Raw genomic sequence first — 12,953 nt, 5'->3', positions numbered from 1 at the left:
TATCCGGAAAGTAACTGCCAGTCAAGAGGGTCCTCCGTGATGTCGGACCCCCGTCGCCCCGCGGAACGCGTGCCGGTAGGCGTGCGGGCTGGTCCCGACGAGGCGCTTGAAACGGTCGCGGAAGGCGGTGGCGGAGCCGAATCCGACCCGCGCGGCGATCCGGTCGACGGGGTGCGCCGTCGTCTCCAGCAGATACTGCGCCTGGCGGATCCTGACCCGGTGCAGCCACTGGAGGGGCGTGGTGCCGGTCTGTTCGCGGAACCGGCGGTTGAGAGTACGGGTGCTCATGCCCGCCCGGCCGGCGATGTCGTCGAGCGTCAGATCCCGCTGCGCGTTCTCCTCCAGCCAGCGCAGCAGCGGCTCCATGACCGAACCGCGTGGCGCGGGCGGCTGCTGGTGCACGATGAACTGGGCCTGGCCGCCGTCCCGTTCGAGAGGCATCACGGACAGCCGGGCCGCGTCGGCGGCCACCGCCGAGCCATGGTCGCGCCGGATCATATGCAGACAGAGATCGAGTCCGGCCGCCGCGCCCGCGGACGTCAGAAACTGTCCGTTGTCCACATAGAGCACATCGGGATCCACCTCGACGGCCGGATACATCTCGGCCAGTTGGGGCGCGGCGACCCAGTGGGTGGTGGCCCGCAGCCCGTCCAGCAGTCCCGTGGCGGCGAAGACGAAGGCACCGGTGCAGATCGAGGCGATACGGGTGCCCTGGGCGGCGGCCCGGCGCAGCGCGTCGAGGACCTCGGCCGGGAGCGGAGCGGCGGGGTCCGCGAGGCCGGGCAGCATGATCGTGTCGGCCTCGGCGAGGGCCTCCAGCCCCCACGGCGCGCGGAGGGTGAAGGCGCCTGCGTCGACCTCCTCGGTCGCCGCGCAGATCCTGACCCGGTAGGGCGTGCGGCCGTCGGGGAGCCGGGTGCGGGAGAAGACCTCGGTCGGGGTGGCGAGATCGAAGGAGATGACTCCGTCGAGGGCGAGGACGGCGAGGGTGTGCATGGCGCCAAGCTAATACGTCTTCCGGCTCCGGCAGGCGGCGGTGTCCATGGCGAGAAAGCCGGCAGTGCCGGATTGCCGCCAGGGCGGCGGCGCCCGTATCCGGCCGGGTGGAGTGCGACAGCCGCAGATCAGGGGCGGTGGGCGACGGTTGGCGGGAATCCGTTGAGACCTGGCAATCCTGCCACTACTGGGGGCCCGGCACGCTCGCTAGCGTCAGCCCCGGCGCTCTTTCCCGGCGCCCTCGACCCCTGTGCGCAGGAGAAGGCTGGTGCCGCGTGTCCGCCCAGATCGTGTTGTCCGACGGCTTCGGCCCGGCCGGGACCGCCGGCCGGCCGCCGATGACTTCGCCCGCGACGGGCGGCCGCTGAGATGACGAAGTTCCTTCTCGCCGTCCATGTCCTCGCGGCCGTCGTCGCGATCGGTCCGGTGACGGTGGCGGCCAGTATGTTCCCCGCGGCCGTCCGGGGCGCCGGAGCGGCGGCCGACGCCGCCGGGGCCCGGACGAGCGTCGGGACGCTGCACCGTATCTGCCGGGTCTACGCCGTGGTCGGCGTGGCCGTTCCCGTCTTCGGCCTCGCCACGGCGAAGGAGATGGGCGTCCTGGGCGACACCTGGCTGATCGTCTCGATGGTGCTGACGGCGGTGGCCGCGGTGATCCTGGCGGCGCTGATCCTGCCGCGTCAGGGCGCTCTGCTGCAGGCCGTGGGAGCGGCGGCGGAGCCGGTGCCGGCCGGGGCGACGGCCCGGCTCGCCATGTACACGGGCCTCTTCAACATCCTGTGGGCCACGGTCACCGTGCTGATGATCGTACGACCCGGTTCGACGACCGGCGCGTGACAGCGGTCCCCGGGGACCGGCGTACGACGGCTCGCGGCAGCGGGCGCGGACCGGTGGAGCGGGCGCCCTCGGGGGCGCTCCCTCACCGGTTCCGCGCGGTCAGCCCCTCCAGATAGCCCCGTCCGGCCTCCAGCAGCCCCGGCAGCTCGTCGGCCGCCGGATACCAGCGCTTCTCGTATTCCCAGCACACCCAGATGTCGTCGTCGAGCAGCGCCAGGCACTCGCCCAGCGGCAGCACCCCCGCGCCCAGGGCCAGCGGCGTCGTGTCGTCGGCCGAGGCGATGTCCTTCACCTGGACATAGCCGAGGTGCGGGGCGAGCACCGCGTGACTCGTGGCGGGGTCCTCGCCGCCCAGCCAGGTGTGCATCACGTCCCACACCGCGCCCACCTGCGGGTGGCCCACCGGCCCCAGCACCCGGGCCGCGTCCGTGCCCGTGCGGTGCGAGTCATGGGTCTCCAGCAGGATCCGGACGCCGAAGTCCGTCGCCGACTCCGCCGCCGCGCCCAGCCGCCGTGCCGCCGTCGCGTCGGCGTCCGCCCGCTCCTGGTCGCCGCCGCCGGGGAAGACGCGGATGTACGGCGCGCCCAGGTCCCCGGCCAGCCGGAGGAGTCCCTCCAGCTCCTGGCGCAGCTCGTCCTCGTCGGCCTCCGCGTCCGCCACCCGCGCGTATCCGGCAATCGAAAGGATCTCGACTCCGGCGCGTTTGAAGTCGTCGACCACCGCGGCCCGTTCGGCCACCCCGATGCCGGGGTGTACGGGCTCCTCCGGATGGGCCCGCAGCTCCACCCCCTGAAAACCGGTCGCGGAGGCGAGCGTGACGACCTCGGAGACGGGCATGCCCGGCACTCCGAGGGTGGAGAAGGCGAACTTCACGTGGCTGTTCCTTCCTGAGGGGGAGCCGCCGGTCCTGGCCGGCCGGGCGCTCCGCCGAGAGTCCATAACACCAGTTCCCGGTACCCCGCCCGGCGCGCGAAATCCCCGTCCGCGCCGATCGGGCGGCCGAGCGGGACCGGGGGCCGCGCGAGAGCGCCGGTTCAGGCGGCCCGGGGCGGGGCCGTCGAGGCTCGTGCCATCAGCTCCGCCGCGATCGTGGCGATCCCGCCCGGTGGCGGCGCCTCGGTGCCCATCGCCAGCCGGCCGGCCCGCGCGCCCGCCTCGTACAGCGGCAGCCGTACGGTCGTCAGCGCGGGCACCGCGTCCACCGAGAACGGCAGATCGTCGAAGCCGGCCACCGAGATGTCCTGCGGTATGCGCAGGCCCCGGTCGCGCACCGCCGCGCACGCGCCCAGCGCCACCGTGTCATTGGCGGCGACCACGGCCGTCAGATCCGGGGCGCGGCGCAGCAGCTCCAGCGTCGCCTCGTAACCGGAGCGCCGGGTGTACGGACCGTGCACGGTCAGCCGGTCCTGGCCCTCGGCCGCGTCCGCCGCCTCCAGCGCGGCCCGGTGTCCTTCGAGCCGGTGCCGGGTCGTCGTCCGCTCCGGCGGACCCGCGACATAGCCGATCCTGCGGTGGCCGAGCGCGAGCAGATGCTCCGTCAGCCGCCGACCGCCGCCCCGGTTGTCGAAGGCCAGCGCCGCCACCGCCGTCTCACTGCCCGGCAGCGGAGGACGTCCGCACAGCACCACCCGGGTCCCCGCGTCCGCGAGCCTCGCCAGCTTGCCGGACATCGCGGCGATGTGGTCCGGGTCTTCGAGCGCCCCGCCGGTCAGGACGACCGCCGCCGCCCGCTGCCGCTGGAGCAGGGTGAGGTAGGTCAGTTCGCGCTCGGGCGAGCCGCCCGTGTTGCAGACGACGGCGAGCTTCTCGCCGCCCGCCCGGCCGGTACCCTCCTGCCCGCCGATCTCGGTCTGCGCGGCTCCTGCCATGATCCCGAAGAACGGGTCCGCGATGTCGTTGACCAGGATGCCGACCAGGTCGGAGGTGGCGGCGGCGAGCGAGCTGGCCGTCCCGTTCAGCACGTAGTCCAGCTCGTCCACCGCCCGCAGCACCCGTTCCCTGGTGGCCGCGGCGACCGGATAGTTGCCGTTCAGCACGCGGGAGACGGTGGCGGGTGACACCCGGGCGCGGGCCGCCACATCAGCCAGGGTGACTGTCATCGGTTCCTCCGGGAGTACGGGGTTTCTGCGCGGGCGGCCCACGACGGAGGCCGGGGACCGGCTCTTGTCCGGGCCGCTGTCGCAGGCTAGCTTCATACCTCATAGAAAGCGCTTGCTAGGTCCGTATGGAGGGAACTTCGTGACACGCAGGACAGTGCGGATCGCCATGAACGGCGTCACGGGGCGGATGGGGTACCGGCAGCATCTGCTGCGTTCCGTCCTCGCGATCCGCGAGCAGGGCGGGCTGGATCTCGGCGGCGGTGAGGTGCTGTGGCCCGAGCCCGTCCTTGTCGGCCGGCGCGAGCCCGCGCTCCGGCAGATCGCCGAGCGGCACGGCCTCGCCGAGTGGTCCACCGACCTGGACGCCGTCTTGGCGGACGGCACCGTCGACATCTATTTCGACGCCCAGGTCACCTCCGCCCGCGTCGAGGCCGTCAGGAAGGCCGTCGCCGCCGGAAAACACGTCTACACGGAGAAGCCGACCTCGACCGACCTCGCCGGCGCCCTCGATCTCGCGCGCCTCGCCGACAGCGCCGGGATCAGACACGGCGTCGTCCAGGACAAGATCTTCCTGCCGGGTCTGCTCAAGCTGAAGCGCCTGGTCGAGGGCGGCTTCTTCGGCGAGATCCTTTCCGTCAGGGGAGAGTTCGGATACTGGGTCTTCGAGGGCGACTGGCAGGAGCCGCAGCGTCCGTCCTGGAACTACCGGGCCGAGGACGGCGGCGGCATCACGGTCGACATGTTCCCGCACTGGGAGTACGTCCTGCACGAGCTGTTCGGGCGGGTCACCAGCGTCCAGGCGCACATCACCACACATGTCCCGCGGCGCTGGGACGAGCAGGGCAAGCCGTACGCGGCCACCGCGGACGACGCCGCGTACGGCATCTTCGAGCTGGAGGGCGGGGCCGTCGCCCAGATCAACTCCTCCTGGACGGTCCGTGTCCACCGCGACGAACTCGTCGAATTCCAGGTCGACGGCACGCATGGATCGGCCGTCGCCGGGCTGCGCCGCTGCCGGATCCAGCATCGCGGCACCACCCCCAAGCCGGTCTGGAATCCGGACCTGCCGGTGACCGAGCCGTTCCGCGAACAATGGCAGGAGGTGCCGGACAACGGCGAGTTCGACAATGGCTTCAAGGCGCAGTGGGAGCTGTTCCTGCGCCATGTCGCGCTGGGCGAGCCGTACCACTGGGACCTGCTCGCGGGCGCGCGCGGTGTGCAGCTCGCCGAGCTGGGCCTGCGGTCCTCGGCGGAGGGCCGCCGCCTCGACGTACCGGAGCTGACGCTGTGACGCTCCGGCTCCCGTCGCCCGGCGGCGGAACACGGCCCTACACACCGCGCCCGGCACCCGCCCGCCATGACCCGGGCGGCCCGCCGCCGGCCTCCCGTACGGTGTTCGCCGCGGCCCATGTGGTGGCCGATCCGGCCGCCGACACCGGCCCGGACGGGCCCGCCGCCGTCGACTGGGACGCCACTCTCGCCTTCCGGCGTCACCTCTGGTCGCACGGGCTCGGGGTCGCCGAGGCCATGGACACCGCGCAGCGCGGCATGGGTCTGGACTGGCCGGCCGCGGCCGAGCTGATCCGCCGCTCGGCCGCCGAGGCCAGGGCGGTCGGCGGCCGGATCGTCTGCGGCGCCGGCACCGACCAGCTCCCGCCGGGCGCGCACTCCCTGGCCGAGGTCCGCGCGGCGTACGAGGAGCAGCTCGCGCTGGTCGAGGAGACCGGCTCCGGGGCGGTCCTGATGGCCTCCCGCGCTCTCGCCGCCGCCGCGAAGACCCCCGACGACTATCTCGGCGTCTACGCCCATCTGCTGCGACAGGCCGCAGGACCGGTCGTACTGCACTGGCTCGGCCCGATGTTCGATCCCGCGCTGGACGGCTACTGGGGCAGCACCGACCTCGACGCTGCCACCGAGACCTTCCTCCAGGTCCTCTCCGCGCACCCGGACAAGATCGACGGGATCAAGGTCTCGCTGCTGGACGCCCGGCGCGAGGTCGAGCTGCGCCGCCGGCTGCCCGCCGGGGTGCGCTGTTACACGGGCGACGACTTTAACTATCCGGAGCTGATCGCCGGTGACGAACAGGGCTTCAGCCACGCGCTCCTCGGCGTCTTCGACCCGCTGGGGCCGCTGGCGGCGCGGGCCGTACGCGTCCTGGACTCCGGTGACGTGAAGGGCTTCCGCGAGCTGCTCGACCCGACCGTCGAGCTGTCCCGCCATCTCTTCCGGGCGCCCACCCGCTTCTACAAGACGGGCGTGGTGTTCCTCGCCTGGCTGTCCGGTCACCAGGGCCACTTCACGATGGTCGGCGGCCTCCAGTCGGCGCGCTCGCTGCCGCATCTCGCGCGGGCGTACGAACTCGCCGACGGGCTCGGCCTGTTTCCGGATCCCGAGCTGGCCGAGGCCCGGATGGCGTCCCTGCTCACGGTCTACGGAGCCGGCCGATGACGGATCTGAGCCGCTTCAGCATCAACCAGATGACGGTCCGTCAGCTCGCCCTGCCCGAGCTGACCGAGGCGTGCGTACGGCTCGGAGTGCCCGGGGTGGGCCTGTGGCGCGAGCCCGTCCAGGAGTACGGAGTCGAGGCGGCGGCCCGGCTCGTACGCGACGCCGGACTCGCGGTCACCACGCTCTGCCGGGGCGGCTTCCTCACCGCCACCGACCCTGGCCGCCGGGCCGCGGCGCTGGCTGACAACCGCCTCGCGATCGACGAGGCGGTGGCACTGGGCACGGACACCCTGGTGCTGGTGTCCGGCGGACTCCCGCCCGGCGACCGGGATCTGCCCGCCGCCCGTGAGCGCGTCGCGGACGCCCTGGCCGAACTCGCGCCGTACGCGGGCGAACGCGGCGTCCGGCTGGCGATCGAGCCGCTGCACCCGATGTACGCGGCCGACCGCTGTGTCGTCTCCACGCTGGACCAGGCACTCGGCCTGGCGGAACGCTTCCCCGCCGACCAGGTCGGCGTTGTTGTCGACACCTACCACGTCTGGTGGGACGACCGCGCGCCCGCCGCCCTCGCGCGGGCGGCCGGACGGATCTTCGCCTTCCAGCTCGCCGACTGGACGACGCCGCTCCCGGCCGGCGTCCTCAACGGCCGGGGCCTGCCCGGCGAGGGCGCGATCGACCTGCGCGCCTGGTGGGAGCGAGTGGACGCGGCGGGCTACGCGGGGCCGGTCGAGGTGGAGTTGTTCAACGACGAGCTGTGGACGAGGGACGGCGTGGCACTGCTCGCGGAGGTGGCGGAACGGTACGCGGCAGCGGCGAGCGGCCCGCCCGCTACCGGCCGGGACGCCGGAAACAACTCGGCGAAGCCGTGCAACCCTTCCGCGATGACGTGAGTCGTACAGGGCATCAGGGCGTTCGGGTGGGGATCCGGGGGGATGGGAAGGCCCTGACAGTGGGGGGAGCGCGTGGGGCCCGGTCCTTGGACCGGGCCCCTGAGTCGCTCCCGGCCCGCGGTCCGGCCCGCCCGTGAGCCGGCCGGGGCAGGCCCGCCGCGCCGAGAGCCCGCAACGGACCCGTGGGCCCGTGCCGTCCACCGGCGACGGCGATGTCGGAGCCCGGCGGTAGCGTCGGATCATGTCCAATCCCGCAGTGCTCGAAGGTGTCCTTGAGCGGATCACGTACGCCAATGAGGAGAACGGCTACACGGTCGCCCGGGTCGACACCGGCCGGGGCGGCGATCTCCTTACGGTGGTGGGCTCGCTGCTCGGCGCGCAGCCGGGCGAGTCGCTGCGCATGGAGGGGCGCTGGGCCTCACACCCGCAGTACGGCAAGCAGTTCACGGTGGAGAACTACACCACGGTCCTCCCGGCCACGATCCAGGGCATCCGCCGCTATCTCGGCTCCGGCCTGATCAAGGGCATCGGCCCCAGGATCGCGGACCGCATCGTCGAGCACTTCGGCCTCGACACCCTCGACATCATCGAGCGGGAGCCCGGCAGACTCGTCGAGGTCCCCGGGCTCGGCCCCAAGCGCACCAAGCTGATCGCCGCCGCCTGGGAGGAGCAGAAGGCCATCAAGGAGGTCATGATCTTCCTCCAGGGTGTCGGTGTCTCCACCTCCATCGCCGTCCGTATCTACAAGAAGTACGGCGACGCCTCGATCTCGGTCGTCAGGAACGAGCCGTACCGGCTGGCCGCCGACGTCTGGGGCATCGGCTTCCTCACCGCCGACCGGATCGCCCAGGCCGTCGGCATCCCGCACGACAGCCCGGAGCGGGTCAAGGCCGGCCTCCAGTACGCCTTGTCGCAATCCACCGACCAGGGCCACTGCTTCCTGCCCGAGGAGCAGCTCATCGCGGACGCGGTGAAGCTGCTCCAGGTCGACACGGGGCTGGTCATCGAGTGCCTCGCCGAGCTGGCCACGGAGGACGAGGGGGTCGTACGGGAGAAGGTGCCGGGTCCGGACGGCGGCGAACCGGTCACCGCCGTCTATCTGGTCCCCTTCCACCGCGCCGAACTGTCCCTCTCCGCGCAGTTGTTGCGGCTGCTGCGCACCGGAGAGGACCGGATGCCCGCCTTCCGGGACGTGGCCTGGGACAAGGCGCTGAGCTGGCTGGCCGGCCGCACGGGCGCCGAACTGGCGCCCGAGCAGCAGCAGGCGGTACGGCTCGCGCTCACGGAGAAGGTGGCCGTGCTGACCGGCGGCCCCGGCTGTGGAAAGTCCTTCACGGTCCGCTCGATCGTCGAGTTGGCCAGGGCCAAGAAGGCCAAGGTGGTGCTGGCCGCTCCGACCGGCCGGGCGGCCAAGCGGCTCGCCGAGCTGACGGGCGCCGAGGCGTCCACCGTGCACCGGCTGCTGGAGCTCAAGCCGGGCGGGGACGCGGCATACGACCGGGACCGGCCGCTGGACGCGGATCTGGTGGTGGTGGACGAGGCGTCGATGCTGGATCTGCTGCTGGCGAACAAGCTGGTCAAGGCGGTCGCGCCGGGCGCCCATCTGCTGCTGGTCGGGGATGTGGACCAGCTTCCCTCGGTCGGCGCCGGAGAGGTGCTGCGGGATCTTCTCGCCGAGGGCGGTCCGGTGCCGCGTGTGCGGCTCACCCGTATCTTCCGGCAGGCCCAGCAGTCGGGGGTGGTCACCAACGCGCACCGCATCAACTCCGGGGTGCAGCCCATCACCCAGGGCCTCAGCGACTTCTTCCTCTTTGTCGAGGAGGAGACGGAGGACGCCGGACGGCTCACGGTCGATGTCGCGGCCCGCCGGATTCCCGCCAGATTCGGTCTCGATCCACGCCGGGACGTACAGGTCCTCGCGCCCATGCACCGCGGCCCGGCCGGCGCGGGCGCGCTGAACGCGCTGCTCCAGCAGGCCATCACACCGGCCAGGCCGGAGCTTCCGGAGAAGCGGCTCGGCGGCCGGGTGTTCCGCGTCGGGGACAAGGTCACCCAGATCCGCAACAACTACGAGAAGGGCGAGAACGGGGTCTTCAACGGCACGGTCGGGGTGGTGACCTCGCTCAATCTGGACGACCAGCGGCTGACGGTGCTGACGGACGAGGACGAGGAGGTGCCGTACGACTTCGACGAGCTGGACGAGCTGGCGCACGCGTACGCCGTGACGATCCACCGCTCCCAGGGCAGCGAGTATCCGGCCGTGGTCATTCCGGTCACCACCGGCGCCTGGATGATGCTCCAGCGGAATCTGCTGTACACGGCGGTCACCCGCGCCAAGAAGCTGGTGGTGCTGGTCGGCTCCCGCAGGGCCATAGGACAGGCGGTGCGCACCGTTTCCGCCGGCCGGCGATTCACCGCGGTGGACCATCGGCTGGCTGGTGGAGGCTCCGTGTGAATCGTCACCGGGGACTTTCGGAACCGGGGCGAACGGGGCAGGATGAGCAGGTTGGCGGCACTGAGTGCCGCCGATAGGTCTAATGGCCGACCCCGAGTGCACTCTCCTGAGCCAAATGGGGGATGGTAGAGACAGTCAGGGCACCTCGAAGAAGAGGCACTACGTCGTGAGGGATGACGTGAGCGAGAAACGCGACAACGCGGTAGTACTGCGGTACGGCGACGGCGAGTACACCTACCCGGTGATCGACAGCACCGTCGGCGATATGGGCTTCGACATCGGGAAGCTCCGTTCCCAGACCGGTCTGGTAACCCTGGACAGCGGCTACGGCAATACCGCCGCGTACAAGTCCGCGATCACCTACCTCGACGGCGAGCAGGGCATCCTGCGCTACCGCGGCTATCCGATCGAGCAGCTTGCCGAGCGGTCCAGCTTTGTCGAGGTGGCGTACCTGCTGATCAACGGCGAGCTGCCGACGGTCGACGAGCTGGCCTCCTTCAAGAACGAGATCACCCAGCACACGCTGCTGCACGAGGACGTCAAGCGGTTCTACGACGGCTTCCCGCGTGACGCCCACCCGATGGCGATGCTGTCCTCCGTGGTCAGCGCGCTGTCGACGTTCTACCAGGACAGCCACAACCCGTTCGACGAGCAGCAGCGTCACCTCTCCACGATCCGGCTGCTCGCCAAGCTGCCGACGATCGCGGCGTACGCCTACAAGAAGTCGATCGGCCACCCCTTCGTCTACCCGCGCAACGACCTCGGGTACGTCGAGAACTTCCTGCGGATGACCTTCTCGGTCCCGGCGCAGGAGTACGAGCCCGACCCGGTCGTGGTCTCCGCCCTCGACAAGCTGCTGATCCTGCACGCGGACCACGAGCAGAACTGCTCGACCTCCACCGTGCGGCTGGTCGGCTCCTCGCAGGCCAACATGTTCGCCTCGATCTCCGCGGGCATCAGCGCCCTCTGGGGCCCGCTGCACGGCGGCGCCAACCAGTCGGTGCTGGAGATGCTGGAAGGCATCCAGGCGTCCGGCGGCGACGTGGACACCTTCATCCGCAAGGTGAAGAACAAGGAAGACGGCGTGAAGCTCATGGGCTTCGGGCACCGCGTCTACAAGAACTTCGACCCGCGGGCGAAGATCATCAAGGCGGCGGCGCACGATGTCCTCTCGGCGCTCGGCAAGTCCGACGAGCTGCTCGACATCGCGCTGAAGCTCGAAGAGCACGCGCTGGCCGACGACTACTTCGTCGAGCGCAAGCTCTACCCGAACGTGGACTTCTACACCGGTCTGATCTACCGGGCCATGGGCTTCCCGACGGAGATGTTCACCGTGCTGTTCGCGCTCGGCCGGCTTCCCGGCTGGATCGCCCAGTGGCACGAGATGATCAAGGAGCCCGGCTCCCGCATCGGCCGTCCGCGCCAGATCTACACCGGCGAGGTCCTGCGCGACTTCGTCCCGGTCGAGTCCCGCTGACGCTCGCGCACCGCGCCGTACAAAGCGAAAAGCGCCCCGCCGCCGATCCCCCCACGGGTCGGCGAACGGGGCGCTTTCCATATCCCCGGAGCGGATTCCCCCCACGGGATCCGGCCGGGCGCCTGGGCGGGCATCTGCCGTCACCAGCAGAAGCTTCTCGCGCGCGGTCTGACCGGGGTACGTACGGGAGGGCCGCTCAAAGCTCCCCGGTGCACGCGCCCCGGCCAATCGCTTGCCTGGGATGTCCCCCAAGACATCCCATGAACGTCCCCCAAGACGTTCTCTGGCATCGTCCTCTTAGACACGCGAGCTGCCCGGATGGTTACCCCTAAATCTATGTGATCTAGATCTCTTTGTGAAGGTCCTGTGGCTCATGTGAAGGAGCCTCGACGCAAAGAATTGGTAACCATGGCGCCGGGCCGTTCCCTCCGGCCCCGGAACGCCCTGATCCGGACGGGCGGCCCGGGGGCTCACCGCGGCCTCCGGCCGGCTTTCTCAGACCTGTCCGGTCAGCTCGTAACCGGCCTCGTCGACGGCGGCGCGTACGGCCTCCTCGTCCAGGGGTGCCTGGGACACGACGGTCACCCGTCCCGTGGCGGCGGCGGCCTGCACGGAGGTGACGCCCTCGATCCCGGAGATCTCGCCGGCCACGGCGCCCTCGCAGTGTCCGCAGGTCATGCCGGAGACCTGGTAGACGGCGGTGACCTCGGTGGACTCGGTCGACTGGGCCTGAGTCTGGGTGGTCATGGCGTTCTCCTCTTCGAGTACTGCGTAGGAATCCATGGTGTATCGGGGGTCGCGGTGACGCCGCGGCTCCCGTTATCCGAAACTGTACCCCTAGGGGGTATGAGAGCGGTGGCTTGGGTCTCGCCTCAGCGGGGCGGGGCCGCGGTGAGGCCGGCCCCGGTGTCGCACGCGGTCTCTCCGGCGAACGGGGCGAGGTACCGGTAGAGGACGGCCTTCAGCTCGGCGATGTACGCGGCCTGCTCGGCGCCCTCCCGGGCCAGGATCAGGGTGAGGCCCGCCTTGAACACGGCGAAGGCCGTGCTCGCGATCCTGGTGAGATCGGCCTCCGAGGCGGTGGGGAGATAGCCGCCGAGGATCCCCTCGACCCGGGTGAGCATGGAGGAGTGCAGGACCTCGTGCTCCTGGGCGACCTGGCCGGGGGCCTCCGGGCCGTGCATCAGGACGGCGAAGGCCGGATTCTCCACGTTGAACCGGATCAGCGGGTCGAGGACGGCGTCCAGCAGCCGGTCCAGCGGCAGGTCCAGGTGGGCGGGGAGGAACGCCTGGCCGTAGGTCTCGCGCCACCGCCGCAGAAGCTGGTCGCCCAGCTCGACGGCGATGGCCTCCTTGTTCGGGAAGAACTGATACAGCGTGCCGGGGGAGACGCCGGCCTCCCGGGCGATGGAGTTGGTGCTCGCCGCGGTGTAGCCGGTGGTGCAGAAGACGCGGGCCGCGGCGTCGAGGAGCTGGCTGATGCGGCGCTCCCCGCGGGCCTGGCGGCGGCGTGGCTTCCCCCTCCCGGGATCCGGGTCGGGGGCGGTGTTGTCCGGGGTCGCGGCCGTGACCGTGGCCGTGGCCGTTTGGGGGGCCGCGCCGTCCGGGACGCCGCCCGTCGCGACCTCACCGCTGTCGCTCTTCGCCTCCGGCATGTCAATCCCCGGCTTTCTGGCTCGGTTGACAAACGCGAGTGGTCGCTCGCATTCTTGGCTAATGCGAGTGATGACTCGTGTTTGCCAGTCTATGG

The 12,953-nt window shown here is 71.2% G+C and carries 11 protein-coding genes; 6 read left to right on the top strand and 5 right to left on the bottom strand.

The window, feature by feature from the left end; genetic code table 11:
• Positions 1 to 21: 21 nt before the first annotated feature.
• On the bottom strand, positions 22 to 996 hold the full coding sequence (locus ABZ707_RS16445; protein ID WP_360174300.1) for a helix-turn-helix domain-containing protein: 975 nt from the start codon (positions 994 to 996) through the stop codon (positions 22 to 24).
• Positions 997 to 1,365: 369 nt separating this feature from the next.
• Here ABZ707_RS16445 and ABZ707_RS16440 point away from each other — a divergent pair, with 369 nt between their 5' ends.
• A complete protein-coding gene (locus ABZ707_RS16440; protein WP_360174297.1) occupies positions 1,366 to 1,833 on the top strand; it encodes a hypothetical protein in 468 nt (155 codons plus the stop codon).
• An 82-nt stretch (positions 1,834 to 1,915) separates the two neighbouring features.
• Here ABZ707_RS16440 and ABZ707_RS16435 read toward each other — a convergent pair whose 3' ends face one another.
• Together ABZ707_RS16435 and ABZ707_RS16430 are read right to left on the bottom strand one after the other, a co-directional pair.
• Complete coding sequence (locus tag ABZ707_RS16435; protein WP_360174294.1) at positions 1,916 to 2,707, bottom strand: sugar phosphate isomerase/epimerase family protein; 792 nt, start codon at positions 2,705 to 2,707, stop codon at positions 1,916 to 1,918.
• A gap of 161 nt (positions 2,708 to 2,868) precedes the next feature.
• Positions 2,869 to 3,933: a LacI family DNA-binding transcriptional regulator gene (locus ABZ707_RS16430; RefSeq protein ID WP_360174291.1), complete on the bottom strand. Its 1,065-nt coding sequence runs from the start codon at positions 3,931 to 3,933 to the stop codon at positions 2,869 to 2,871.
• A 139-nt stretch (positions 3,934 to 4,072) separates the two neighbouring features.
• Here ABZ707_RS16430 and ABZ707_RS16425 point away from each other — a divergent pair, with 139 nt between their 5' ends.
• The 5 genes from ABZ707_RS16425 (at position 4,073) to ABZ707_RS16405 (ending at position 11,203) form a co-directional block, all read left to right on the top strand.
• The gene (locus tag ABZ707_RS16425) at positions 4,073 to 5,224 is read left to right on the top strand and encodes a Gfo/Idh/MocA family oxidoreductase (RefSeq protein WP_360174288.1); all 1,152 of its coding nucleotides are present in this window, start codon (positions 4,073 to 4,075) and stop codon (positions 5,222 to 5,224) included.
• Positions 5,221 to 6,381 carry a dihydrodipicolinate synthase family protein gene (locus ABZ707_RS16420; protein WP_360174285.1) on the top strand — a complete coding sequence of 387 codons (1,161 nt, stop codon included), beginning with the start codon at positions 5,221 to 5,223 and terminating at the stop codon, positions 6,379 to 6,381. The genes ABZ707_RS16425 and ABZ707_RS16420 overlap by 4 nt, the downstream gene beginning before the upstream one ends.
• The gene (locus ABZ707_RS16415; protein WP_360174282.1) at positions 6,378 to 7,271 is read left to right on the top strand and encodes a sugar phosphate isomerase/epimerase family protein; all 894 of its coding nucleotides are present in this window, start codon (positions 6,378 to 6,380) and stop codon (positions 7,269 to 7,271) included. Before ABZ707_RS16420 ends, ABZ707_RS16415 begins: the two co-directional genes overlap by 4 nt.
• Before the next feature lie 241 nt (positions 7,272 to 7,512).
• The gene (locus tag ABZ707_RS16410) at positions 7,513 to 9,726 is read left to right on the top strand and encodes an ATP-dependent RecD-like DNA helicase (protein WP_360174279.1); all 2,214 of its coding nucleotides are present in this window, start codon (positions 7,513 to 7,515) and stop codon (positions 9,724 to 9,726) included.
• Positions 9,727 to 9,904: 178 nt separating this feature from the next.
• Entirely contained in the window at positions 9,905 to 11,203 is a 1,299-nt protein-coding gene (locus tag ABZ707_RS16405; RefSeq protein WP_319678256.1) for a citrate synthase, read from the top strand.
• A 495-nt stretch (positions 11,204 to 11,698) separates the two neighbouring features.
• Here ABZ707_RS16405 and ABZ707_RS16400 read toward each other — a convergent pair whose 3' ends face one another.
• Together ABZ707_RS16400 and ABZ707_RS16395 are read right to left on the bottom strand one after the other, a co-directional pair.
• On the bottom strand, positions 11,699 to 11,950 hold the full coding sequence (locus ABZ707_RS16400) for a heavy metal-associated domain-containing protein (protein WP_360174275.1): 252 nt from the start codon (positions 11,948 to 11,950) through the stop codon (positions 11,699 to 11,701).
• Positions 11,951 to 12,075: 125 nt separating this feature from the next.
• Positions 12,076 to 12,858 carry a TetR/AcrR family transcriptional regulator gene (locus ABZ707_RS16395; RefSeq protein ID WP_360174272.1) on the bottom strand — a complete coding sequence of 261 codons (783 nt, stop codon included), beginning with the start codon at positions 12,856 to 12,858 and terminating at the stop codon, positions 12,076 to 12,078.
• Positions 12,859 to 12,953: the final 95 nt, after the last annotated feature.

The organism is Streptomyces sp. NPDC006923, from assembly GCF_040635655.1.
In the GTDB taxonomy this organism is placed as follows: Bacteria; Actinomycetota; Actinomycetes; order Streptomycetales; family Streptomycetaceae; genus Streptomyces.
This window is presented reverse-complemented; position numbering and strand designations above follow the sequence as displayed.